Origin of the sequence: Mesorhizobium sp. M0227 (genome assembly GCF_040321855.1) — a bacterium.
In the GTDB taxonomy this organism is placed as follows: domain Bacteria; phylum Pseudomonadota; class Alphaproteobacteria; order Rhizobiales; family Rhizobiaceae; genus Mesorhizobium.
Map to the genome: position 1 here is coordinate 1 of NZ_JAMYSJ010000033.1, position 23,109 is coordinate 23,109.

The following is a 23,109-nucleotide window of genomic DNA, read 5'->3' on the forward strand; positions in this document are numbered from 1 at the left end:
CGACCGCTCCGACCAAGACCCTGCGGCAGCAGAGCCTCCACAAAACTGAACTGACCGCTCGGCTTCGTCGTCATCGCAAGATCCCCGTTTCAAAAACAGGGAACCACATCCACACAATTTTGCAACGGGCCCCTTGAGGGGGAGATGTCCGGCAGGACAGAGGGGGGTGCTGTCCCGCCAGCGTTGCGGAATGAACGGGGAGAACGTGCCGTTGAGGTCTCGGCTCACGCCAGCGCCTCCTCGACAATCCGGCCAAGCTCGGGCTCGATGTAGGAGAGATCCTCCTCGTCCTTGATCAGCACGCCGATGGCGCGGCGGAAGGCTTCCGGCCACGGGCTGCCGCCTTTTTCCAGGATGGTCGCGGCGTTGGCCCATTCGACCGCCTCGGCAATGCCGGGCGGCTTGGCGAGCGGGCGGGCGCGAATGGTCTGCACGGCCGCCGCCACCGCGCGTGCGGTGGCTTGCGCTACATCGCCGGCGCGCAGCATGATGATGGTGGCCTCGCGCTCGGCGTCGGGATAGCCGATCCAGTGGTATACGCAGCGGCGGCGCAGTGCTTCGGCCAGTTCCCGGGTGCGGTTCGAGGTCAGGATGACGATCGGCTGTGCCGTGGCGCGGATGGTGCCGCGCTCGGGAATGCTGATCTGGAAGTCGGAGAGGAATTCCAGAAGCAGCGCTTCGAATTCGTGGTCCGAGCGGTCGATCTCGTCGACCAGCAGCACGCGCTGCTCGGGCGCCTTCAGCACCTGCAGCAGCGGCCGGGCGATCAGGAAACGGTCGTCGTAGATGTCGATCTCATGCTCGCCGGCATGGCGGATGGCGAGCAGTTGGCGCTGGTAGTTCCATTCGTAGAGCGCATGCGCGGCATCGATGCCTTCATAGCATTGCAGCCGCACCAGATCACGGCCGAGCAGCGCGGCGATCGCCTTCGCCGCCTCCGTCTTGCCTACGCCCGGCGCGCCTTCGAGCAGCAGCGGCTTGCCCAGCCGGATTGCCAGGAAGATCGCGGTCGAAAGGCTCTCGTCGGCAAGGTAGCGCGAGGCGGCCAGGTGCTGCGCCACCGCCTCCGGCGAGGTCGCGACAGTCTCGGCGCTTGTCCCTGTCATTCCAGCCCTCAATTCGCCGTTTGCGCCTTCAGCGCGCGCAGGATGCGCTCCGGCGTGATCGGCAGAGTGTCGATGCGCACGCCGACGGCGTCGAAGACGGCATTGGCGACGGCCGGGATCTGCGGGTTGGCGCACATTTCGCCCGGCCCCTTGGCGCCGTATGGTCCGTCCGCCGAAGGCCGCTCCAGAACGATGATCTCGGTCTCGGCGAGATCGCCGGGGCCGGGCATCAGATACTGGTTGAAGTCGGTGCCGCCATGGTCGCGGTTGGGATAATAGGGCTCGGTTGTCTCATAGAGCGCATGGCTGATGCCCATCCAGGAGCCGCCAACCAGCTGCTGTTCGACCATCTTTGGGTTCAGCGCGCGGCCGATCTCGAAGACGTTCTTCACCGTCAGCACGGTAACCTCGCCGGTCTCGTCGTCGACCTCGACCTCGGCCACCGTGCAGGCATGGGCATAACAGGTCGACGGCTTCATCGCGCCGGTTTCCTTCTCGGGATAGGAGCGCGGGATCAGGAACATGCCGCGGCCGGAGATCGAGCGGCCACGCTTGAAATGCGCCGACAGCGCGACATCGAAGATCGAGATCGACTTTTGCGGTGCGCCTTTGACCAGGATGTTGCCCTGTCCATCGGTCTCGAGGTCGGAGGCGTTGACCTCCAACTCCTCGGCGGCCACTTCCAGCATCACCTGGCGCGCTTCCCTTGCCGCCTGGATGACGGCGTTGCCGGCGCGGTGGGTGCCGCGCGAGGCGAATGTGCCCATGCAGTGCGGGCCGGTGTCGGTGTCGGCGGTGTCGACGACGACACGGTCGGTCGGCACGCCGATCGTCTCGGCGCAGATCTGCGCCATGATCTGCTTCATGCCCTGACCGAGATCGACGCTGGAAAGCGTCACCATGAAATTGCCGGTCGGCGTCGAATGCACCAGCGCCTGCGTCGGGTCGCCGCCGAGGTTCATGCCGGTGGGATAGTTGATCGCGGCAACGCCGCGTCCACGCCTGATCGCCATCTCAAGCTCCCTTCACGTAAGACGACATGGCCATGTATTTCTCCGCCACCGGCCAGTTGGCTGCGCGCGAGGCTTCCTGCATGCATTCGATCAGCGCCGCGCCCTCGGTCGGCTGGCGATGCGCTTTCATGTCGCCGTCGCGATAGGCGTTGATGAAGCGGAATTCGAGCGGATCCATGCCGATCAGCCGCGCCAGTTTGTCCATCTGCACCTCCAGCGCGAAGTCGCCGATGGTGACGCCGAAGCCGCGCATGGCGGAGGAGGGCGTGCGGTTGGTGTAGACGCAGTAGGTGTCGATCCAGACGTTCGGGATGGTGTAGGGGCCGGGATAGTGCCCCGCACCCTTCTGCGCGCCATAGGGCGAGTGGCGCGAATAGGCGCCGGCGTCGGTATAGCCGGTGACCTTGCGCGCGACGATGCGGCCATCTTTCATGACGCCGTCCTTGATGACGACCTTTTCGGCCGCTCGCGGCGACGAGATCTGCATCTCCTCCTCGCGGCTGTAGATAAAACAGACTGGTCGTCCTGTTAATTTTGCGCCGAGGATGGCGATGGGCTCGACGATGACGTCGACCTTGCCGCCAAAACCGCCGCCGACGGTGCCGCCGACGAAATGCAGTTTGCTGCCCGGCATCTGCAGGATGATCGAGGTGTTGTCGAGCGTGAAGAACATCGCCTGCGTGTTGGTGTAGCAGGTGAAGCGGTCATTGCCCTCGGGTGCCACCACGCAGCCGGTGGTCTCGGTCGGCGCGTGCTCGATCGGCGAGGACTGGTAGCTCTCCTCCAGGATGTGGTCGGCGCCGGCGAAGCCCGCCTCGACATCGCCGAAGCGCACCTTGCGGCACTCGCCGCTGTCATAGAGGTAATAATTCTGGCCGTGATATTCGTTGACCAGGGGCGCGCCGGGCTTCAGCGCCTCTTCCATGTCGAAGACGGCCGGCAGCACCTCATAGTCGACCTTGACCTTGGCTGCGGCCTCCTGCGCGGCACGCTCGGTTTCGGCCAGCACGGCCACCACGGCCTCGCCCTTCCAGCGCACCTTGCCGTCGGCAAGCACCGTCTCGTCCTCCGGCCCGACCTGGATCAGGATCAGGATGGTGTAGACATTGTGCGGCACGTCCTTGGCGGTCAGAATCTTCACCACGCCCGGATGCTTTTCCGCTTCCGAGGTGTCGATCGAGCGGATGCGGGCATGGTGATGCGGGCTGCGCACCATCTTCAGGTGCAGCATGCCAGGGAAATTGCGGTCGGCGAAAAAGGCGGTCTTGCCGGTGACATGGCCTGGCGAATCCGAGCGCGGCCGGGGCTGGCCGATCTCGTTCAGATCGTCCTTGCGGATATCAGTGAAGTAGTTCTTGCGCAGTTCCATTGCTTTGGACCCCTCAGGCCGCGTTCTGCGAATTGGCGCGGGCGGCGGTCAGCACCGCCTGGATGATCGGCTCGTAACCGGTGCAGCGGCAGATGTTTCCCGACAGCGCCTCGACCACCTCGTCGCGGCTGGGGTTGGGTGTGTGGTCGAGCAGCACCTTTGCCGCCATGATCATGCCCGGCGTGCAGAAGCCGCATTGCGTGGCGAACGTGTCGAGGAAGGCGCGCTGCAGCGGGTGCAGCACGCCAGCTTCCGAAAGTCCCGATGTCGTGCTGATGACGGCGCCATCGCAGGTCTCGGCCAAGGTCAGGCAGGAGAGCCTGAGTTCGCCGTCTATGATGACCGAACAGGCGCCGCAGGTCCCTTGATGGCAGCCGCCTTTCGGTGAGGTGTCGCCGATCTTGTCGCGCAGGGCCTGAAGCAGCGTCGTGCCGCTGTCGATGAATTCGGCCTTTTCCGAGCCGTTGAGCGTGAATTGAACCGGAACCTTTGCCATGTTTTCCTCCCAGCGCGCCTGCCCGAACCGGCGGACAGACGCGCGCCCCCGAACGAAATATTATGCGAGCAGCAACCGGCCGAGATGAACCGGCAAGACTTCGGCGCGATACCAGGCGCTGGCGATCGGGTCGGTGATGGGCGAGGTGCCATCACCGGCCGCGGCCAAGGCCGGCGCGATGCCGTCAGCGGTCAGCTTTCGGCCGATCAGCGCTTTTTCCGCCGCCCTGGCGCGCATTGGCCGATCCGCCATGCAGCCGAGCGCGATCCGCGCCGAGGTCACGGTGCCATCCGACGACAGTTCCAGAGCACCGGCTATGCTGAGCACCGAGACGCCCTTGGGCTTGACCCTCGACACTTTCAGGAAGCGGAAACTGTCGGCCTTCGGAAGCGTGAAGCTCACGGAAGTGACGACGGCACGGCTGCCGTCCCGATTGGCCAGAAAAGTCTCGATAGGCGTTTCGCCGCCATCGGTGCCGACCATGGCATCGAGCGCCAGCAGGGCAACAGCGAAATCGCCATAGGGGGCCGGGGCAAAAAGATTGCCGCCGACGGTCGCCATGTTGCGGATGGCCGGGCCACCGACGGCGCGGGCGGCCTTGGCGAGCGTGCCGAGCTCCGGATGGCCGGCGATCGCCGCCATCGTCACCGAAGCGCCGACACGGGCTTTTCCACCGGCAACGGCGATGGTGGACAAAGACGGCTCGGTCGACCTGACAAGGCCGGAAACCGAGACATCGCCCTCATTGGCCGCGCGGACGACCAGCGTGCCGCCGCCGAGATAGCGTGTGCCCTGGGCTTTCAGTGCCGCGTTCGCGTCTTTCACCGTTGCAAAGGTCTGCAGTGCCAGCGCCATGGTTTGGCTCCTGTCAGCTCTGGCCGGCGAAATGGCTTTTCAGAGCGTTGAAGCCGCCCTGAAAGACATTGGCGCCCATGCCCTCGGCCAGCTTGTCTGCCTCCTCGGGCGCGGCGTCGAAGCTGGCGGTCCATTCGGCGTAGGTGCGGTCGCCATCGGTCACGCGCCGCAACTGCAGCGTCGCCTTGTGATTGGTCAGCGGCTGCGGCGTCTCCAGGATGGAGTAGCTGACGAGGAAATTCTGATCGGAAAAATCGAGCAGCTTTTCGCGCAGGCGGGGGCCGCTGGCGAGCTGGAAATTGCGCACGCAGCCGATCGTGGTGGCATCCTTGCCGTCTTCAATGTGGCTTTCCACCATGCGCGGATGCCAGCCCGGCAGCCCGTTGAAGTCGCGTATGCGCGCCCAGACCTTTTCGACCGGCGCGTCGATGACGCTGGATATGGTGACTTTGGCCATTCAAATGTTCCCTTGCAAAAGCGATCCGGTGCAAGGGTAGGGCGGCCATTTCAGCGACGCTTATCAATGCGTCTTGAGCGTGTATCAAGGAGTCTGAAAAACAGTCGACCTTGACTAAACGAGGACAGGTTCAGGCAATCGCCCGCGCGGCCTCGCGGTAGAGCGTCGGCGGCACGCCGACATGGTCGCGGAAAAAGCGCGAGAAATTGCCCTGCGTGGTGAAGCCGAGATTGCAGGCGACCGAGATCAGCGGCTCCCGCGACCATTGCAGCTGCCGCACCGCTTCCTCCATGCGCAGCGTATTCCAGTAGACATTGGGCGTCAGATTGGTCTGTTCCTTGAACAAAGCGAAGAAATGCGGTCGCGACAGGCCGACGCTGCGCGCCACGTCGTCGAAGCAGATGCGCTCGCAGACATTGGCCTTCATCAGCTGGATTGCCTTGCGGACACGGAAATCCTGCATGGTGTTGATGCGGACACGGGCCTCCTGCGGCGCCGAGGCGTCGGCGGCGTCGAGCACGCTATCGATGAAACGCTCGATCTCGTAGTGGGCGATATCGTCGACGCTCTCATTGTCGCTGAGGTGGTCGAGCAGATTGGCGGCGGCCTGATGCAGCCACGGTTCCAGCGTGATCGCGGCTTGTGAGAACAGCGGCGCAGACGAAGGCAGGTCGCGGCGGCGCCGCGCCCAGTCGGGATCGATGTAGAAGGCGAGAAACAGACCGGGCGTCCCGTTTTGCGACAGAACATGGCTGTGCGGCTGGAAGGAGTTGATGCCGGCGGCCGTTCCAGGTCCAAGCCGGACGGTCTCGCGGCCGATGGTCATTTCGCCGGCCGTACCTTCCAGCCAGATGATCAGATGGGCCTCGACATGGGCATGAGTGACGAAGTCGCTTGCGACATTCAGGATAGAAACATGTCCGAACCGGCCCCAGTAGAGCCTGATCGCTTCCGTCATGGGTATATCCTCCCGCAGACGACTGGCCTCCCTTCGCCTGCAACAGGGATTGTGCGGCGGAGTTCGGGGCCGCGTCAAGACGCGCGGGGGCGGCGAGGGCCAATGACGGCCGATGCGGCCGGATTTTCAGACTGAGCGATAGGTTTCCTCTTCTCCCACAAGGGAAGAACGCCCTTCAAACCGAAGCCGTCATGCCGCCATCGACATACAGCGTATGGCCGTTGACGAAAGACGATGCGTCGGAGGCAAGGAACACGGCGGCGCCGATCAACTCGTCGACATTGCCCCAGCGCCCGGCGGGCGTGCGCTTTTCCAGCCAGGCGGAAAATTCCGGATTGTCGACCAGCGCCTGGTTCATCTCGGTGCGGAAATAGCCGGGTGCGATCGCATTGATCTGCAGGCCGTATCTCGCCCAGTCGGCGCACATACCCCTTGTCAGGTTGCGGATCGCGCCTTTGGTCGCGGTGTATGGTGCGATGTTCGGCCTTGCCAGCTCGCTCTGCACCGAGCCGATGTTGATGATCTTGCCCTTGCCGCGCGGGATCATGTGGCGGGCGACCGCCTTGCCGACATGGAAGGCGCCCGACACATTGGTCTTGAACAGGCGCTCCCACTGCTCCTCGGGAAAGTCCTCGAGCGGAGCGCGGAACTGCACGCCGGCATTGTTGATGAGGATGTCGATGGCGCCGATCTCGGCCTCGATGCGGGCAATGTCCGCGTTGACCGCCTGAAAATCGGTGACGTCGAATACCGAGGCGTGCGCCTTGAAGCCGACATCGCGCAGCTTTTCGACGGCGCTGTCGATCCTGGCGGTGTCGCGACCGTTCAGCACTATGCTTGCACCGTGTCCGGCGAGGCCCCGAGCCAGCGCAAAGCCGATGCCTTGACCGGAGCCAGTCACCAGCGCCACCCGCCCCTCGAGGCTGAACAGGGAGTTGGCCATCAAACAGTCTTTTGTTTGACCATGATCTTGCCTGAAAACCGGTTTCCACTTTTCGGGATCATGGTTCTAGTCGCTGCGGCGGAAATTGCGGATGCGGTCGAACAGCACCGCCAGCAGGATGGCGCCGCCGATGAACACACCTTGCCAGAAGGCATTGATGCCGAGCAGACCGAGACTGTTGCGGATCACCTCGATCAGGGCCGCACCGACGATGGCGCCAAAGGCGGTGCCGACGCCGCCAGCCAGATTGGCGCCGCCAATGACGGTTGCGGCGATCACCTGCAGCTCCATGCCGGTGCCGAGATTGGTGGTGACGGCACCCAGCCAGCCGGTCTGGATGATGCCGGCAATGCCGGCCGACAGCGCCGAGATCATGTAGACGGCAACCTTGATCTGGCGCACCGGAACGCCGGTCAGCGTTGCCGCGTGCTCGTTGCCGCCAATGGCGAAGATGTGGCGGCCGAACTTCGTCCAACGCAGGATAAAGCCGGTGATCAGCGCCAGAAGGATCATGTAAAGCACCGGATTGGCGATGCCGAACACCCAGGCGCCGCCGCCCAATGACAGAAGCTTGGCGTGGTCCGGCCCGAACTGGAAGACGACCGTGTTGTTGGAGGCGACCATGGCTAGGCTGCGGGCGATCGACAGCATGCCGAGCGTCACCACAAAGGGTGGAAAGCCGAGATAGGCGATCAGCACGCCGTTGAAGGCGCCAATGGCGAGCGCGGTGGCGATCGAGGCCAGGATGCCGACCTCGATCGAGTAGCCGGCATGCATCGTGACGGCCAAAATCATCGACGACAGGCACAGCACCGAGCCGACCGAGAGGTCGATGCCGCCGGTGATGATGACGAAGGTCATGCCGAGCGCGATAATGGCGACGAAGGTGATGTTGCGGGTGATGTTGTAGAGGTTCTTCGACGTGGCAAACGCGTCGGTGGCAAACGACAGGAACACGCAGGCGAGGATAACGGCGATCACCACCCAGAAGGTCTGGCTGGCAAACACTCTTGCCGGCAGGGATTGCTGCTTGTGTTCGATCGGCTGGTCAATTGTCAGTGCCATCGTCGACCTTCATCTGCTGTGCGTGGTGAAATTCGCTGAAATCAAACCTGTTCGATGGCGCCGGTGATCAGCCCGGTGACTTCCTCGGGCGAGCTCGACGCAATCGTCTTGTCGGCGACCTTGCGGCCGCGCCGCATGACTATGACGCGGTCGGCGACGGTGAAGACGTCAGGCATTCGGTGACTGATCAGCACGACGGCAATGCCTTGATCGCGCAAATGGCGGATCAGGTTCAGCACTTCGGCGACCTGGCGCACCGAGATAGCGGCCGTCGGTTCGTCCATCAGCACGATCTTGGCCTGCGACAGCATGGTGCGGGCGATCGCCACCGCTTGGCGCTGGCCACCCGACATCTGCTTGACGAGATCGCGCGGACGGGTCTCGGACTTCAATTCGGCGAAGAGCTGGCCGGCACGCTTGTACATCGAGGCATAGTCGAGGATGCGGAACGGCCCGACGCCGCGCCGCAACTCGCGGCCGAGATAGACGTTGGCGGCGGCGGTCAGATTGTTGCAGAGCGCAAGGTCCTGGTGGACGATCTCGATGCCGTGCTGGCGGGCTTCCGCCGGCTTGTGCAGGATCAATTCCTTGCCGTCCATGTGCATGGTGCCATGGCTCGGGCGGAAATTGCCGGCGATCATCTTGACCAGCGTCGACTTGCCGGCGCCGTTGTCGCCCATGAGGCCGACCACCTGTCCGGGCTCGATCGACAGCGACACGTCGTTGACGGCCTGGATGGCGCCGAAATGCCTTGAGATGTTGGTGAGTTCGAGAACCGCCACCAGCCTTTGCCTCCCCGTGATTTGCGACCTGCTGCTGTTCCCGGCGTGGATGCCGACGCTGCTTTGGCCTCGCTCTCCCCGGCTCCTCCCGAAGACGGCGTTAGCGTTCTTTTACGCAAAAGCCGGCGCACGTCAATCAATTGTCGGACGAATTGGGCCAGGACTATTTTAAAAATCCGTTTTGTAGGACAAATAGCATTGACGTTGGCGCCAAGCCGATATTAGCTAAGCGTCGGAGGAGATTATGCCGATCTCCGCTGGCGGTTCGCCGGCCGGAATCGGCGGAGGTTTGACGGTCCAGGATCCAGCGGCACCTGTGTGTGAGTTGATCTGAAGCCGAATCTGGAAATGCTTATCGATCTGTCCTGGCGACACGAGCGCTCGCGAAACGACCCTCGGTCATCACGCATCCGGTCGATCTGTATGGCGGGCACGCCGTGTCCGTTTGTTTCAAGGGAGGACTGACATGAGGAAAACACTTTTGCTCGCCGCCGTCGCCGCAATGGCGTTGGGTGCCGGGCCGGCTTTGGCCAAGAAACAGCTCGTCATTGTCGTGAAAGGTCTCGACAATCCGTTCTTCGAGGCCATCCACCAGGGCTGCGAGAAATGGAACAAGGAAAACGCCAGCTCGGAGTATGAATGCTTCTACACCGGTCCGGCGTCGACTTCGGACGAGGCCGGCGAGGCGCAGATCGTCCAGGACATGCTGAGCAAGGCCGACACGGTCGCGATGGCGATCTCGCCGTCCAACGCGCCGCTGATCGCGCAGACGATCAAGAGCGCCAATCCGACGATCCCGATCATGACGGTCGATGCCGATCTCAGCAAGGAAGACGCAGGTCTTCGCAAGACCTATCTCGGTACCGACAATTACCTGATGGGCAAGAAGATCGGCGAGTACATCAAGAAGGGCAAGCCGAATGGTGGCACGATCTGCACCATCGAAGGCAACCCGGCAGCCGACAACATCCTGCGCCGTGCGCAAGGCATGCGTGACGCACTGTCGGGCAAGGAAGGCCTTGCCGCACTTGCGGGTGAAGGTGGTTGGACCGAAGTTCCCGGCTGCCCGGTGTTCACCAATGACGATGGCGCCAAGGGCGTGCAGGCGATGACCGACATCCTCGCCGCCAACCCCAAGCTGGACGCCTTCGGCATCATGGGCGGCTGGCCGCTGTTCGGCGCGCCGCAGCCCTACCGCGATCTGTTCGGGCCGCTCAAGGACCGGATCGCCAGCAACGACTTCGTCATCGGCGCCGCCGACACGATCGGCGACGAAGTGGCGATCGCTCGTGACGGCCTTGTAACGGCTCTGGTCGGCCAGCGGCCGTTCGAAATGGGCTACAAGGCACCGTCGGTGATGATCGACCTGATCGAAGGCAAGGCGGTCGCCGATCCGGTGTTCACCGGCCTCGACGAGTGCACCAAGGATACGGTCGACACCTGCATCCAGAAGTAGGTTCTCGATTTCGGGGCGCCCGGTTGCGGGCGCCCCGTCATTCCTGAACGGAAGCGGTATTCCCGAACGGACGCAATAGTTGGGGCAATCGGCTCCGGCTTTGCCGCGCCCGTGATCTGGATTTTTCGGCAACGAGATCGGCGCCCGTACGGTTCGGACCAGTCCGGACGACAGACGGTCGACGCATTGGAACGTGGATGCCGGACGAGAAGTCAAGCAAGCGAACCGACCTAACCAAGGCACAAGCGAGCCACGGTCCGGCTGTCATGCGGAAGGCTGGTGCCGCGCATTTTGCGGGGGCGAGCGTCCATGTCTCGTTGGCCGGCGAGATTGGCCTGCGGATCGTGCGTGGCGACTATCCGCCCGGCACCATCCTGCCCAACGAGTCCAAATGGGCCGAGATCTTCAATGTCAGCCGTTCGGCGGTGCGCGAAGCCATCAAGATGCTGATGGCGAAAAGCCTGTTGGCCTCACGCCCCAAGATCGGCAGTTGGGTCGAGCCGAAGGAGCGCTGGAACCTGCTCGACCGCGACGTTCTGGCCTGGTACGCGACGGCGCCCGACCGCGAGGCGTTCCTGCGAACCGTGCAGGAGTTTCGTCATATCATCGAGCCGGAAGCGTCGGCCTTTGCCGCCATGCGGCGCAGCGACGAGCAAATGGCGGAAATCAGCCAGGCCTGCCGCGACATGGGCGAGGCCTTGAGCCTGCAGGAGCGTATCCGCGCCGATACGCGCTTTCATCTGGCCATCCTGCGCGCTTCCGGCAACGACCTTCTGGTGCCGCTCGGCGTGCTGATCGAATCGGCGCTCGACCATCTCTTCGCATTCACGACACAGCAGGTCGCCGATCAGCGCCAGGCGCAGAAGCTGCATGAGGCGATCGAAAAGAACATCCGCCTGCAGCGCCCAGCCGCTGCGCGCAACGCCGTGCACAAGCTGCTTGCAGATACCGACGATGGGATAGGGCGGTGGCGGCGGTGATCGGCGCCGGCGTTGGGCAATCGGTTAAATGGTCTGTTTCTTGCCATCCTTCATCGGCATCAGGTCGACACCGTTCACCCCAGCGATATGCGTCGCCAGCATCGGTACGAATTGCTCGGCCGGGCCGGTTGCATGGGCACCGGCGAAGGAGTTCTTGGTGGCGTTGCCGAGCGGGTTGGCAATGCCGGCCGCACCCGCCATCGATTCCAGATAGGTCAGGTCCTTGAAGGCATTGGCGATGGTGAATTTGTGCGCATCGCGGTCACCTTCCAGCGTCCAGCGCATGAAGGTCTGGTAGAAGCCGCAATCCATGCGGCCATTGCGAATGACGCTGTCGAAGCGCGGCGGCGAGATGCCGACCTTCTCAGCCAGTGCCAGTGCCTCGGAATAGATCGCGGCGTAGCCGAGCGAGATGAAATTGTTGAGCAGCTTCATGCGATGGCCGTCGCCGGTGTCGCCGATATGGACGATGCGGCCGGCCCAGGTTTCGATTACCGGTTTCACCCTGGCAAAGAGGGCGTCCGGTGCGCCGACCATGGCGTCGAGCGTGCCTTCCCAGGCTTCCTTCGGCGTGCGGCTGAGCGGTGCGTCGACAAAATCGATGCCGAGTGCATTGAGCTCAGCGGCAAGCGCAATGGTCGAGACTGGATCTGAGGTCGAGCAATCGACGACGACCGAACCTTTCTTCAAACCCTCCTTGAGGCCGCCCGGGCCGCGAATGATGGCTTCGACCTCGCGCGAACCGGTGACGCAGATGAAGACGATATCAGACGCCGCCGCCACATCGCGCGAGGTTGATGCTTCCTTCGCACCTCGACCGAGCAGATCCTCCGCCGGCTTGCGGTTCTTGCGGCCGAGGAAGGTCAGGCTGTAGCCCTTGTCGACGATGTTCTTGGCGATCCCGTGCCCCATCAGACCAAGGCCGATGAAGCCGATCTTTTCGCTCGCGGCAGTCGTGTTCATATCTTCAAGTCCTGTTGCAATGATTGATGTCAGGCGCTGCCGTTTTGCAGGCGAGGATGGTTGCGGATGGTGATATTGTCTGACAATACACATAAATCCCAGAGGATGTGGAGAGCAAAATGACGAAGCGGATCATGTTCACCGGCGGCAGCGGCAAGGCCGGACGCCATGTCGTGCAGTATCTGGTCGAGCAAGGCTGCCAGGTGCTCAACATCGACACCAGGCCGCTCGACAACCCAAAGGTGCGCACGCTGATCACCGACATCACCGACAGCGGGCAGGTGTTCAACGCACTGTCGAGCTATATGGGCCTGCACGAATTCGACCCTTCGCTGCGCCCGCAGGCGGTCGATGCGGTGGTGCATTTCGCCGCCATCCCGCGCATCATGATCACCACCGACAACGAGGTGTTCCGCATCAATGCGCTCGGCACCTACAATGTCATCGAGGCGGCGGTAAAGCTCGGCATCCCCAAAATTATCATCGCCTCCAGCGAGACGACCTATGGGCTCGTGTTCGCCAACGAGCCACGCGATCCCAAATATTTCCCGCTCGACGAGGAGTATGACGTCGACCCGATGGACAGCTATGCTTTGTCCAAGGTCGTCAACGAGAAGACGGCGCGGGCATTTGCGCAGCGCAACGGCACCGACATCTATGCCCTGCGCATCGGCAACGTCATCGAGCCGCACGAATATTCGCTGTTTCCGAAATGGTTCGCCGATCCGGGTTTCCGCAAGCGCATCGCCTGGAGCTATGTCGATGCGCGCGACCTTGGCCAGATCACGCTGCGCGCCATAGAGAAGGACGGGCTCGGCTATCAGGTGTTCAACGCCGCCAACGACGACACCTCGTCCGACCTGCCGACCGCCGAACTCTTGAAGCGGTTCTACCCCGGCGTGCCGCTCAAGGCCGAGCTCGGTGAATACGAGACGCTGCTGTCGAACCGCAAGGCGCGCGACGTGCTCGGTTTCCGCCCGGAGCATAGCTGGCGCAGATACGTCAAGCAGGACTGATCCGCGAAGCAAGCGAGGCTGATCTGTGCACAGCGGGCGGCTTTGCGGTGCAAGCCGCTTGCCGCGCTTGACAGCCTGCTTAATACGGACTTTCTGGAACCCATGCGGGACGCGAAGCCGAACAAGGAAAAATCGTTGGGGAAAGCGGCCTCCGGGGACCGTCCGGGCGGCGTTCGCCGGGCGGACGCCGCGCGTATTCCAGGCTCCAGCGTCCACGCCTCGCTGGCCAGCGAAATCGGCCTCAGGATCGTGCGGGGCGACTATCCGCCTGGTACCATCCTGCCCAATGAAGCGAAATGGTCGGAGACCTTCAGCGTCAGCCGCTCGGCGGTGCGCGAGGCGATCAAGATGCTGATGGCCAAGAGCCTTTTGGCCTCACGTCCCAAGATCGGCAGCTGGGTCGAGCCGAAGGAACGCTGGAACCTGCTCGATCGCGATGTGCTTGCCTGGTACGCGACGTCGCCGGATCGCGAAGTGTTCCTCAAGACGGTGCAGGAATTCCGCCACATCATCGAGCCGGAAGCGACCGCGTTTGCCGCCATGCGAAGAACCGACGAGCAGATGGCCGAGATCAGCCTGGCCTGCCGGGAGATGGGAGAGGCGACGAGCCTGCAGGAGCGGACCCGCGCCGACACGCGCTTCCATCTTGCCATCCTGCGGGCTTCGGGCAACGACCTGCTGGTGCCGCTCGGCGTACTGATCGAATCCGCCTTCGATCACCTCTTTGCCTATACGACGCGGGAGATCGACGATCTCAACCACGCGCAGAAGCTGCACGAGGCAATCGAGAAGAACATCCGCCTGCAGCGCCCCGACGCGGCGCGCAATGCAGTGCGCAAACTGCTCGCCAACACAGACGGCGTCATCCGCGCCCGGTAGGGCCGGCCGCCGCTAATCATCCTTGTCACGTCCGAAGGCGCTGCGCAGTTCATCCTTGGCGTCCTCAAGCACTTTTTTGCGCGCGGCAGGCAAGTTCTTGCCGGCGCGGTTGATGTAGAAGTTCAGCATCGACATGGCCGACTGGAACGGCTCGGCCTTGCGCCGGTGGCTGTGTTCGGCGGATCGCTTGAGCGAGGCGGCGATCTTCCTGGCGTCGTCGGATTCGAAGACGTGATCCTCAAGATCCATCGCGTCGCTGTGCTCGGTCACCTCGGCCGACCATTTTTTCCTGGTGGCGGTCATCGCAGGACTCCTCTGCAGGGTGGGTTGCCGGGAAACTCCGCACATCGGCATCGGTTCCGTCCTGGCTCTGGAGCCACGGATTTGCCAGCTGTGGCGCTGCTGCGGCCTGAGAATGCGCCGATAGTGGCGCAAACGGCAGCCGATCTCCGAGACCGCCGACAGGAAACGCCTTGACCCGAACCGACAGCATCCAGCCCGGCCCCGGCATCGACAGCTCCTATGCCTGGATGCGGCTCGCCATCTCGATGCTGCTGGCGACGATCGGCGCCGTCGGCATGTGGGCTGTCGTCGTCGTGCTGCCCGCGGTGCAGGCCGAGTTCGGCGTCGACCGCGCCGCGGCGTCCATGCCTTACACTGCGACCATGGTCGGTTTCGCCGCCGGCAACGTGCTGGTCGGTCGCGCCATCGACCGGATGGGATACTGGATCCCGGCGCTGCTCTCTTCGATCGCGCTTTCCGCCGGGCTGCTGCTGGCGGCGCTGTCGACCTCGATCCTGCAATTCACGCTTGCCCAAGGAGTGCTGATCGGTATCGGCACGTCGGTGATCTTCGGGCCGCTGATCGCCGATATCTCGCACTGGTTCAACCGCCGGCGCGGTGTCGCGGTGACCGCGGCGGCCGCCGGAAACTACCTCGCCGGAGCGATCTGGCCGACCATCATGCCGACACTGATAAAGGCGGAAGGCTGGCGCTTCACCTATGCCGCCATCGGCATCTTCTGTCTGGTGACCATGGTGCCGCTGGTGCTGATGCTGCGGCGCGGTGCCCCAGTTGCGGCTGCCGCCGGTTCGCCCGGAAGCCGGCCGGTGCAGTCGATGCCGCTGTCGCCGGCGGCGTTGCAGGTGCTGCTGGTCGTCGCCGGCCTCGGCTGCTGCGTGGCGATGTCAATGCCGCAAGTGCATATCGTCGCCTATTGCATGGACCTTGGCTACGGAGTCGCACATGGCGCCGACATGCTGTCGATCATGATGGCGGGCGGCGTCGTCAGCCGGCTGGCGTCCGGCTTCCTCGCCGACCGTATCGGCGCGGTGTGGACACTGATGATCGGCTCGGTGCTGCAATGCCTGTCGCTGCTGTTCTACATCCCGTTCGACGGGCTTGCCTCGCTCTATGTGGTGTCGCTGGTGTTCGGCCTGTCGCAAGGCGGTATCGTGCCTTGCTACGCGATCATCGTGCGCGATTACATGCCGGCCAAAGAGGCTGGCCAGCGTATCGGCATCGTCTTGATGGCGACGATCTTCGGCATGGCGATCGGCGGCTGGATGTCGGGCTGGATCTACGATTTGACCGGCTCCTATGCGGCTGCGTTCCTCAACGGCATCGCCTGGAATTTGCTGAACATACTGGCGATCGGGCTGCTGTTGTGGAAGGCACGGCGCAGCGCAGCCGTGATGGCCTGAGCTCTCCGTGCCCAATGGTCCGGGAGCTGCGCGGCTTGACAACCACCCAAGGCTGCGCGACGCCGGAAGATGGGTGGGTGCGGCAACAGGCCGGTTTGGCATGACGATGGTGGCAAAGACCCTGAATATGGTTCCAAAGGCGCTTGGCTGTACAAGCCCGTCGGCAGGAGTGCGTCCTTGACCAAGCCGCGCTCGCGCCGGGGCGGCGGCCGCCCTACCATCGCGGATGTCGCGCGCAAGGCCGGCGTTGGTGCCATCACCGTGTCGCGCGCCCTGCGTGAGCCGGAGCGTGTGTCCGAAGAGCTGCGCCGCCAGATCCAGGCCGCCGTCGACGAACTGGGCTATGTGCCGGACCCGAATGCCCGGGCCCTGGCCTCGGCGCGCGCCGAGGTGTTCGGCGTGCTGGTGCCGTCGCTGACCAACAACGTCTTCGCCGAGGTGGTGCGTGGCATCTATGACAGCCTGTCGGCCAGCCCGTTCCGCATCCAGCTTGGCAACACCCACTATTCCGGCCTTGAGGAAGAGCGGCTGCTGCAGGTGTTCGGTTCGCAACGGCCAGCCGCGCTGATCGTCGCCGGCATCGATCAGACACCGGCTTCGCGAAAGCTGCTGGAAAGTGCCGGCTGCCCTGTGGTGCAAGTCATGGAAACCGGTCCAGATCCCGTCGACATGATGGTCGGCTTCTCGCATCTCGATGGCGGCAGGGCGGCGACCGAGCATCTGATCGAGGCCGGCTATCGCCGCATCGGCTTCATCGGCGCGCGCATGGACCCGCGTTCGCAGCGGCGCCTTGCCGGCTATCGCGCGGCGATGGAGGCCGCGGGCCTGTTCGATCCGCGCCTCGTCACCACTACGCCGGTGCTGTCCAGCGTGTCGCTCGGCCGCGAGATGTTCCGCGATGCGCTGGCCAAGGTGCCGACACTCGACGGTGTCTTCTGCAACAATGACGATATCGCGCTCGGCGTCTTGTTCGAATGCCATCGCGCCTCGATCGCGGTGCCGAAGACGATCGGCATCGTCGGTTTCAACGATCTCGACATGATGCAGGTGGCGTTTCCTTCGGTCACCAGCATCCGCACCCATCGTTATGAGATCGGCCGGCGTGCCGTTGCCATGGCGCTTGCGGCGATCGCCGGCAACAGACCGGAGCAACGGATCGTCGACCTCGGTTTCGAGCTCAAGCGCCGCGAGAGCACGGCGCGTTGAAACGCACAGAAGCGACTGTGCGAATACCGGTTTACACGCCAATTTGGTAGCGCTACCATTTCCTGCAGGCAGGTGCATCAACGACAGGGCGTACCTGTTTATTATACATAAGCGACAACTAATACTTGTTTATTATGGATAATATGATAGTTTTCGTACCGCTGGCGGCGACAAGGGAGGAACCGGGTCGGCCACCACGGGCGGCCAAGGACGCGCATGGCGAGGCGGGAGGTGCCGGTCCATCGCGCGAAAATTCGCGTTGCGAAACGAACAATCTGAACTGCAATCGGGAGGATTATCGATGATCAAGTCACTGGTTGGTGGCGTCGTTGCCGCCACTGCATTCGTCATGCTCAATTCGGCCGCCATGGCCGCCGGACCCGAAATCGTGTCGGGTCCCGCCGCTCAGGCGGATTGTTTCGCGCCGTGGGACGCGGAGACCAAATTCTTCAAATATCCCAAGAAGGAAGGGCCGTTCCGCATCGCCTTCGCCAATGGCTACATCGCCAACACCTGGCGCATCCAGATGGTGCAGACGGCCAAGGCCTACGCCGCACAACCTGAAGTCAAAGCCAAGATCAAGGAATTCAAGGTCGTCTCGACGGGCGAGGACGTGCCGGCACAGATCTCGGCGATCAACAATTTCATCGATTCCGGCTATGACGCCATCGTCACCGACGCCCAGAACCCGACGGCCTTCGGTCCGGTCATCAAGCGCGCCAAGGAAGCCGGCATCGTGCTGGTCGCCTTCGACAACATCCTCGACACCAAGGACGCCATCAACGTCAATGTCGATCAGAAGGGCCTTGGCGAATTGTGGGCCAAGTGGCTGGTCGCCAAGATACCGAACGGCGGCAAGATCCTGGAAGTGCGCGGCGTCGCCGGCACCTCGGTCGACACCGATCGTCACAACGGCATCCACGAGGTCTTCGACGCGTCCGGCAAGAAGTGGGACGTGACCGAAGTCGCCGGCAAATGGGATGACGGCGTGGCACAGAAAGTGACCGCGGATGCGATCGCCACCAACGGTCCGTTCGACGGCATCACCGGGCAGGGCGGCGACACCGGCATCGTGCAGGCGATGATCGACGCCAAGCATCCGTTCGTGCCGTTTGGCGGCGAGACCGAGAACGGCTTCCGCAAGTTCTGCGCCGCGCATTCGGCCGACGGGCTGAAGTGCTCGTCCGCAGGCTCGGGTCCGGCTCAGGTCGCCGTCGCCATCAAGACCGCGATCGCCGCACTCGAAGGCGAGGTTGTGCCACAAGAGGTGAAGCTGCCGCTGGCGATCGCCGAAGACCCGAACTTGAAGGAAGGCACGGATTATTTCCCCAAGGAATCCGATAATTTCTTCGTCGGCAATTCCTTCCCGACCTGCGGCATCAATTTCAGCGCCCAGGAAATCATGGGTCAGACCAAGGAAAACCAGTAAATCATCGCTGGCTGTCGCCTGGCGCCGCGGCTTGTGCCGCGGCGCTTGTCTCAATCCCACAATCGCCCTGGGAGGGCCGATGGACGGTGCGGCTCCGCTCTTTCGTATGGAAGGCATATCCAAGCGCTATGGCGGCGTACGTGCGCTGGAGAAGGCCGAGCTTGTCGTCGAAGCCGGCAGCATCCACGCCATTCTCGGTGAAAACGGCGCCGGCAAATCGACGCTGATCAAGGTCATGGCAGGTGTCGTGGCGCCCGATGAGGGCCGCATGACGCTGGACGGGCGCGAGGCGACCTTCGCTTCTCCGGGGGCCGCCAACAAGGCCGGCATCGTCTGCATCTTCCAGGAACTGTCGCTGGTCCCTGAGCTCAGCGTGGCCGACAACATCGTCATTTCCGATCCGCCCAAACGCTTCGGCATGATCGACCGCAAGGCGCAGCGCCGCATGGCCGAAGAAGCACTTGCTCGCGCCGGCGCAGCCGACATCCACCCGCTGGCGCTGGTCAAGGACCTGCCATTGTCGCGCCGCCAGATGGTCGAGATCGCCAAGGCTTTGGCACGCAAGCCGCGCATCCTCATCCTCGACGAAGCGACCTCCGCGCTGACCGCCGCGGATGTCTCGAATATCTTCGCGGTGCTGAAGCGGCTGCGCTCGGAAGGGCTGGCGCTGCTTTACATCTCGCACCGCATGAACGAGATCGCCGAACTGGCGGATCAGTGCACGGTGTTCCGCAACGGCCGCAATGTCGCCAGCTATGCAGCCGGCTCGAAGAGCGACAATGAGGTGGTCGAACTGATGATCGGCCGCGAATACAGCCATATCTTTCCGCCCAAGCCGGCGGCCGTGCCTGCCACCGCGGCCCCCAGGCTCGAGGCCCGCAAGCTCTCATGGGCCGACCGGCTGCACGATATCTCGCTGACCGTCAGGGCAGGTGAGGTGGTCGGCCTTGGCGGCCTCGACGGCCAGGGCCAGCGTGAATTGCTGCTCGCCTTCTTCGGCGTGCTGCGGGGCCTCAGCGGCCAGATCCTGATCGACGGCAAGTCTGTCTCGATCACCAGTCCATCCGTTGCGCGCGACGACGGCATCGGCATGGCGCTCATTCCCGAGGACCGCAAGACCGAAGGGCTGATGCTGCCGATGACGGTGCGCGAGAACCTGTCGTTCGCGGCGCTCGACCGGCTGTCGAAAGCCGGCATCATCGATCGCGCCGCCGAGCAGCGGCTGATCGACGACATGGTCGGCCTCTTGGCGATCAAGACGGCGGGCCTCGACATTCCGGTCGGCGCGCTTTCGGGCGGCAACCAGCAGAAAGTGGTCATCGCCAAATGGCTGATGCGCCAGCCGCGCATCATCCTGCTCAACGATCCGACGCGTGGCATCGACGTCGGCACCAAGCAGGAGTTGTACCAGCTGATGCGCAAATTGGCCGACGCGGGTGCGGCGATCCTGTTCTACTCGACCGATTATGACGAACTGATCGGCTGCTGCGACCGCGTGCTGGTGCTCTATGACGGGGCGGTCAAGCGCGAGTTGGTCGGTGCCGAGATCACCGAACGGGCGCTGATATCAAGCGCGCTCAACATCCATGGCGAGGAGAGCCCAGTGGGCCTGGGAGCAAGCGCGTGAAAGATTGGCGCTACTGGCTGGCCGAGCAGCGCGGAACGCTGCTGGCGTTCGGCATCTTCATCGTCATGTTCGTCATCTACACCTCGAACCATCCGGCGGGCTTCACCGCCAATGTCGTGCAGACGGCGTCGAACAAGGGTGTGCTGCTCGCCTTTGTCGCCATGGCGCAGACGCTGGTGGTGATCACCGCCGGCATCGACCTGTCCGTCGGCATGATCTTCCTTTTGACCAACTGCCTGGCCTCCTGGCTGGTGGTCGGCACGCCGATGCAGACGACGCTCGGTGTCATCGCCGTGCTGGCGGTAGGGCTGCTGTGCGGCGCGATCAACGGCGCCATCGTCATCTATGGCCGATTGCAGCCGATCGTCGCCACCATTGCCACGGGGGCCGTCTATTACGGCATCGGCCTTTTGCTGCGGCCATTCCCGGGCGGCTCGGTCAATGAGGATCTGGCCGATGCGCTGACCGGCCGTGTGTTTGGCGTGGTGCCGGCGAGCCTGGTCGTCCTGCTGGCCGTCGTGCTGGTGATCTGGGTGCCGTTCAGCCGCTCGGTGCTCGGCCGCGCCGCCTACGCGGCAGGCTCATCGGAGACGGCGGCCTACATGTCGGGTGTGCCGATCCGGCGCGGCAAGTTCGCCGCCTACACGCTGGCCGGCCTGCTGGCGGCGATCGGCGGACTGTTCCTGACCTTCTTCACCTATACGGGTGAAGCGGCCTATGCCAGCGGCAACTCCTACACGCTGTTTTCGATCGCCGCCGTGGTGCTCGGCGGCGTTTCGCTGTTCGGCGGCAAGGGCAGCGCGATCGGCGCCATCTTCGGCGCACTGGCCTTCCGCACCATCGGCGACCTGTTGTTCGTCTTCGATTTCGATCCGCTCTGGCAGCCGCTGTTCCAGGGCGTTATCCTGCTGGTCGCCGTCAGCCTCGGCGCCTTCGCCCTGTTTCGGGTCCGCAACCGGCTGGAGTGGTTCCTGTGAGCGAAACGACGCTTGGCGGCATTGCCGGCCGCATGCCCAGATTCATCCGCCGTGCCGATCCGGCGGTGCTGACGGCCTTTGCCTGCATCGTTCTCTTGCTGTTCCTGGGCAGCCTCTATTCCAGAAGCTTCCTGTCGCCTGAATATCTTCTGCAGCAGCTCAAGGTGGCTTCATTCCTCGGCGTCATCGCCACCGGGATGATGCTGGTCATCCTGCTCGGTCAGATCGACCTGTCGGTGCCGTGGGCGGTGGCGGCGGGCGCCATGATGGCCTGCGCTGCGGCGGCGTACGGCCCGGTCGGCGTGGCGCTGGCCATTCCGTTCGGTATTTTCTGCGGCATGCTGATCGGCGTCGTCAACGGCATCGGCGTCGCCTATCTGCGCATCCCCTCGATGATCATCACATTGGCCACCAACGCCGTCGCGCAAGGGCTGATGGTGGTCTACACCGGCGGCTTCTCGCCGCAGGATTCGGCGACGGGCGCGATGCGCTACCTGGCGACCGGCTTCGCCATTCCGGGCGTGCCCAACGCGGTCATCATCTGGGCGCTGATCGGAGCCGCGATGGTGTTCGTGCTGACCCGTACCAGCTTCGGCCGCACCGTCTACGGCATCGGCAACCGCGAGCGCGCGGCCTATCTCTCCGGCATCGATACGCGGCGCGTGGTGATGATCGCCTTCGCCGTCTCCGGCGGGCTCTCGGCTTTCGGCGGCGTGCTTCTGGCGGGCTATGCCTCCAAGGCGGCGCAGTCGATGGGCGACGCTTATCTGCTGCCGTCGATCGCCGCGGTGGTGCTTGGCGGCACCTCGATCCTGGGCGGACGCGGCTCTTATCTCGGCACTGTCGCCGGTGTCATCCTCATCACGCTGCTGCAGTCCATCCTCTCCGTCATGCAGATGCCGGAGGCGGGGCGGCAGATCATCTACGGTGTCGTCATCGTCGCCATGCTGCTGCTCTACGGCCGCGCGCCGGCAAGCCGCTGACAGTGGATGAAAAGGCAGCACAGGCGCCAGCGGGCGCTCCCGGCTCGGTGTCTCCGGCCATCGTGGTGATGGGCGTCGCCGGCTGCGGCAAGTCGGCCGTCGGTATTGCGCTGGCGGCCGCGCTGCGCGTTACCTTCATCGAGGGCGACAGGCTGCACCCGCCGGAAAACGTCGCACGCATGGCAAGCGGCGAACCCCTTACCGATCAACTGCGCGAAGGCTGGCTCAACGCGATCGGCGAGCGCATCGCGGAGTCGGTGGGCGGCCGACAGGGCGTGGTTGCCGCCTGCTCGGCACTGAAGCGCAGCTACCGCGAACGGTTGAGCGGCTTCTGCCCGGAAATCGTCTTCCTCTATCTGGAGATCGACCCTGCCACGGCCAGGCAGCGTGTCGGCAACCGCAAGGGCCATTTCATGCCGGCAAGCCTGGTCGACAGCCAGTTCGCCATCCTCGAGCCGCCGGCAGTGGAGGAGCGGGCCTTGTCGCTCGATGCGACGCGCCCGGTCGGTGAGCTCGTCGCTGCCGCGGTCCGACTGATACGCCGGTCATGAACTTTCATCGTCAGTGCCGATGCCGGTGCTGTCCTGGGCCTCGGTCAGCCGCTGCCGGCGGGATCACGTCAGCATCTGCTCGGGGTAGAGCCTCAGCGCCTCCAGCAGGCGGTCATGCTTGAGCAGGATGTAGTGCGCCTGCACGGCCATGTTCTTGGCGCCATCCCTGGCGGTGTCCGTTGCCGGGGTGACAGACGCCTCCGGCGCCAGCGCGGGGCTGAGCACGGCCCGGTACTCATGTCCGTGCTTGAGCCGGCGCCCGCGACGCCGGACCGCCGATCGGCAGACACAACTT

The 23,109-nt window shown here is 63.8% G+C and carries 24 protein-coding genes; 11 read left to right on the forward strand and 13 right to left on the reverse strand.

The window, feature by feature from the left end:
• Positions 1-224 precede the first annotated feature (224 nt).
• From NKJ00_RS28320 to NKJ00_RS28365, 10 genes are all read right to left on the reverse strand, one after another.
• Entirely contained in the window at positions 225-1,106 is an 882-nt protein-coding gene (locus NKJ00_RS28320) for an AAA family ATPase (RefSeq protein ID WP_352441171.1), read from the reverse strand.
• An 8-nt stretch (positions 1,107-1,114) separates the two neighbouring features.
• Positions 1,115-2,119 (reverse strand): xanthine dehydrogenase family protein molybdopterin-binding subunit, encoded by a 1,005-nt coding sequence (locus NKJ00_RS28325; RefSeq protein WP_127295450.1) that lies wholly within the window; start codon positions 2,117-2,119, stop codon positions 1,115-1,117.
• 1 nt (position 2,120) lies between these two features.
• Positions 2,121-3,488 (reverse strand): xanthine dehydrogenase family protein molybdopterin-binding subunit, encoded by a 1,368-nt coding sequence (locus NKJ00_RS28330; protein ID WP_127295452.1) that lies wholly within the window; start codon positions 3,486-3,488, stop codon positions 2,121-2,123.
• A 13-nt stretch (positions 3,489-3,501) separates the two neighbouring features.
• Positions 3,502-3,984: a (2Fe-2S)-binding protein gene (locus tag NKJ00_RS28335; protein WP_127295454.1), complete on the reverse strand. Its 483-nt coding sequence runs from the start codon at positions 3,982-3,984 to the stop codon at positions 3,502-3,504.
• A 60-nt stretch (positions 3,985-4,044) separates the two neighbouring features.
• Positions 4,045-4,839, reverse strand: coding sequence for an FAD binding domain-containing protein (locus tag NKJ00_RS28340; protein WP_127295456.1), 795 nt, complete (start codon positions 4,837-4,839; stop codon positions 4,045-4,047).
• 13 nt (positions 4,840-4,852) lie between these two features.
• Entirely contained in the window at positions 4,853-5,296 is a 444-nt protein-coding gene (locus NKJ00_RS28345) for an SRPBCC family protein (protein ID WP_127295458.1), read from the reverse strand.
• A 130-nt stretch (positions 5,297-5,426) separates the two neighbouring features.
• A complete protein-coding gene (locus NKJ00_RS28350; protein ID WP_352632101.1) occupies positions 5,427-6,254 on the reverse strand; it encodes an AraC family transcriptional regulator in 828 nt (275 codons plus the stop codon).
• Between the two features lie 175 nt (positions 6,255-6,429).
• Positions 6,430-7,197, reverse strand: a complete 768-nt coding sequence (locus tag NKJ00_RS28355; RefSeq protein WP_023813246.1) for an SDR family oxidoreductase — start codon at positions 7,195-7,197, stop codon at positions 6,430-6,432.
• 66 nt (positions 7,198-7,263) lie between these two features.
• Positions 7,264-8,262: an ABC transporter permease gene (locus tag NKJ00_RS28360; RefSeq protein ID WP_023813245.1), complete on the reverse strand. Its 999-nt coding sequence runs from the start codon at positions 8,260-8,262 to the stop codon at positions 7,264-7,266.
• 41 nt (positions 8,263-8,303) lie between these two features.
• On the reverse strand, positions 8,304-9,044 hold the full coding sequence (locus tag NKJ00_RS28365) for an ATP-binding cassette domain-containing protein (protein WP_013530854.1): 741 nt from the start codon (positions 9,042-9,044) through the stop codon (positions 8,304-8,306).
• Positions 9,045-9,510: 466 nt separating this feature from the next.
• Here NKJ00_RS28365 and NKJ00_RS28370 point away from each other — a divergent pair, with 466 nt between their 5' ends.
• Together NKJ00_RS28370 and NKJ00_RS28375 are read left to right on the forward strand one after the other, a co-directional pair.
• Positions 9,511-10,500 (forward strand): sugar-binding protein, encoded by a 990-nt coding sequence (locus NKJ00_RS28370; protein WP_023813244.1) that lies wholly within the window; start codon positions 9,511-9,513, stop codon positions 10,498-10,500.
• A gap of 197 nt (positions 10,501-10,697) precedes the next feature.
• The gene (locus NKJ00_RS28375) at positions 10,698-11,480 is read left to right on the forward strand and encodes a FadR/GntR family transcriptional regulator (protein ID WP_023813243.1); all 783 of its coding nucleotides are present in this window, start codon (positions 10,698-10,700) and stop codon (positions 11,478-11,480) included.
• 24 nt (positions 11,481-11,504) lie between these two features.
• Here NKJ00_RS28375 and NKJ00_RS28380 read toward each other — a convergent pair whose 3' ends face one another.
• Positions 11,505-12,443, reverse strand: a complete 939-nt coding sequence (locus tag NKJ00_RS28380) for an NAD(P)-dependent oxidoreductase (RefSeq protein ID WP_352611333.1) — start codon at positions 12,441-12,443, stop codon at positions 11,505-11,507.
• Positions 12,444-12,562: 119 nt separating this feature from the next.
• Here NKJ00_RS28380 and NKJ00_RS28385 point away from each other — a divergent pair, with 119 nt between their 5' ends.
• Positions 12,563-13,459, forward strand: a complete 897-nt coding sequence (locus NKJ00_RS28385) for an NAD-dependent epimerase/dehydratase family protein (RefSeq protein WP_352632103.1) — start codon at positions 12,563-12,565, stop codon at positions 13,457-13,459.
• Positions 13,460-13,561: 102 nt separating this feature from the next.
• On the forward strand, positions 13,562-14,338 hold the full coding sequence (locus tag NKJ00_RS28390; protein ID WP_023813240.1) for a FadR/GntR family transcriptional regulator: 777 nt from the start codon (positions 13,562-13,564) through the stop codon (positions 14,336-14,338).
• 12 nt (positions 14,339-14,350) lie between these two features.
• On the opposite strand, the gene NKJ00_RS28395 is transcribed toward NKJ00_RS28390, so the two are convergent.
• Entirely contained in the window at positions 14,351-14,641 is a 291-nt protein-coding gene (locus NKJ00_RS28395; RefSeq protein ID WP_031213606.1) for a DUF3175 domain-containing protein, read from the reverse strand.
• 170 nt (positions 14,642-14,811) lie between these two features.
• Here NKJ00_RS28395 and NKJ00_RS28400 point away from each other — a divergent pair, with 170 nt between their 5' ends.
• From NKJ00_RS28400 to NKJ00_RS28430, 7 genes are all read left to right on the forward strand, one after another.
• Positions 14,812-16,041 (forward strand): MFS transporter, encoded by a 1,230-nt coding sequence (locus NKJ00_RS28400; RefSeq protein WP_352611331.1) that lies wholly within the window; start codon positions 14,812-14,814, stop codon positions 16,039-16,041.
• A gap of 177 nt (positions 16,042-16,218) precedes the next feature.
• Positions 16,219-17,247, forward strand: a complete 1,029-nt coding sequence (gene gntR / locus NKJ00_RS28405; RefSeq protein WP_352611330.1) for an HTH-type transcriptional regulator GntR — start codon at positions 16,219-16,221, stop codon at positions 17,245-17,247.
• Between the two features lie 301 nt (positions 17,248-17,548).
• Positions 17,549-18,676, forward strand: coding sequence for a sugar ABC transporter substrate-binding protein (locus NKJ00_RS28410; protein WP_352441169.1), 1,128 nt, complete (start codon positions 17,549-17,551; stop codon positions 18,674-18,676).
• 79 nt (positions 18,677-18,755) lie between these two features.
• On the forward strand, positions 18,756-20,303 hold the full coding sequence (locus NKJ00_RS28415; RefSeq protein WP_352632105.1) for a sugar ABC transporter ATP-binding protein: 1,548 nt from the start codon (positions 18,756-18,758) through the stop codon (positions 20,301-20,303).
• A complete protein-coding gene (locus NKJ00_RS28420) occupies positions 20,300-21,280 on the forward strand; it encodes an ABC transporter permease (protein WP_127295462.1) in 981 nt (326 codons plus the stop codon). The genes NKJ00_RS28415 and NKJ00_RS28420 overlap by 4 nt, the downstream gene beginning before the upstream one ends.
• Entirely contained in the window at positions 21,277-22,263 is a 987-nt protein-coding gene (locus NKJ00_RS28425) for an ABC transporter permease (RefSeq protein WP_127295464.1), read from the forward strand. The genes NKJ00_RS28420 and NKJ00_RS28425 overlap by 4 nt, the downstream gene beginning before the upstream one ends.
• A 2-nt stretch (positions 22,264-22,265) precedes the next feature.
• A complete protein-coding gene (locus tag NKJ00_RS28430) occupies positions 22,266-22,814 on the forward strand; it encodes a gluconokinase (RefSeq protein ID WP_352611328.1) in 549 nt (182 codons plus the stop codon).
• 63 nt (positions 22,815-22,877) lie between these two features.
• Here the strand turns inward: NKJ00_RS28430 and NKJ00_RS28435 are convergent, their stop codons facing one another.
• The gene (locus tag NKJ00_RS28435) at positions 22,878-23,039 is read right to left on the reverse strand and encodes a hypothetical protein (RefSeq protein WP_352611327.1); all 162 of its coding nucleotides are present in this window, start codon (positions 23,037-23,039) and stop codon (positions 22,878-22,880) included.
• Positions 23,040-23,109: the final 70 nt, after the last annotated feature.

What these genes read in the sequence shown, in the direction of transcription:
- NKJ00_RS28320 (WP_352441171.1), bottom strand. Translation starts at nt 1,106, where the DNA reads ATGACAGGGACAAGCGCCGAGACTGTCGCGACCTCGCCGGAGGCGGTG.
- NKJ00_RS28325 (WP_127295450.1), bottom strand. Translation starts at nt 2,119, where the DNA reads ATGGCGATCAGGCGTGGACGCGGCGTTGCCGCGATCAACTATCCCACC.
- NKJ00_RS28330 (WP_127295452.1), bottom strand. Translation starts at nt 3,488, where the DNA reads ATGGAACTGCGCAAGAACTACTTCACTGATATCCGCAAGGACGATCTG.
- NKJ00_RS28335 (WP_127295454.1), bottom strand. Translation starts at nt 3,984, where the DNA reads ATGGCAAAGGTTCCGGTTCAATTCACGCTCAACGGCTCGGAAAAGGCC.
- NKJ00_RS28340 (WP_127295456.1), bottom strand. Translation starts at nt 4,839, where the DNA reads ATGGCGCTGGCACTGCAGACCTTTGCAACGGTGAAAGACGCGAACGCG.
- NKJ00_RS28345 (WP_127295458.1), bottom strand. Translation starts at nt 5,296, where the DNA reads ATGGCCAAAGTCACCATATCCAGCGTCATCGACGCGCCGGTCGAAAAG.
- NKJ00_RS28350 (WP_352632101.1), bottom strand. Translation starts at nt 6,254, where the DNA reads ATGACGGAAGCGATCAGGCTCTACTGGGGCCGGTTCGGACATGTTTCT.
- NKJ00_RS28355 (WP_023813246.1), bottom strand. Translation starts at nt 7,197, where the DNA reads ATGGCCAACTCCCTGTTCAGCCTCGAGGGGCGGGTGGCGCTGGTGACT.
- NKJ00_RS28360 (WP_023813245.1), bottom strand. Translation starts at nt 8,262, where the DNA reads ATGGCACTGACAATTGACCAGCCGATCGAACACAAGCAGCAATCCCTG.
- NKJ00_RS28370 (WP_023813244.1), top strand. Translation starts at nt 9,511, where the DNA reads ATGAGGAAAACACTTTTGCTCGCCGCCGTCGCCGCAATGGCGTTGGGT.
- NKJ00_RS28375 (WP_023813243.1), top strand. Translation starts at nt 10,698, where the DNA reads ATGCCGGACGAGAAGTCAAGCAAGCGAACCGACCTAACCAAGGCACAA.
- NKJ00_RS28380 (WP_352611333.1), bottom strand. Translation starts at nt 12,443, where the DNA reads ATGAACACGACTGCCGCGAGCGAAAAGATCGGCTTCATCGGCCTTGGT.
- NKJ00_RS28385 (WP_352632103.1), top strand. Translation starts at nt 12,563, where the DNA reads ATGACGAAGCGGATCATGTTCACCGGCGGCAGCGGCAAGGCCGGACGC.
- NKJ00_RS28390 (WP_023813240.1), top strand. Translation starts at nt 13,562, where the DNA reads ATGCGGGACGCGAAGCCGAACAAGGAAAAATCGTTGGGGAAAGCGGCC.
- NKJ00_RS28395 (WP_031213606.1), bottom strand. Translation starts at nt 14,641, where the DNA reads ATGACCGCCACCAGGAAAAAATGGTCGGCCGAGGTGACCGAGCACAGC.
- NKJ00_RS28410 (WP_352441169.1), top strand. Translation starts at nt 17,549, where the DNA reads ATGATCAAGTCACTGGTTGGTGGCGTCGTTGCCGCCACTGCATTCGTC.
- NKJ00_RS28415 (WP_352632105.1), top strand. Translation starts at nt 18,756, where the DNA reads ATGGACGGTGCGGCTCCGCTCTTTCGTATGGAAGGCATATCCAAGCGC.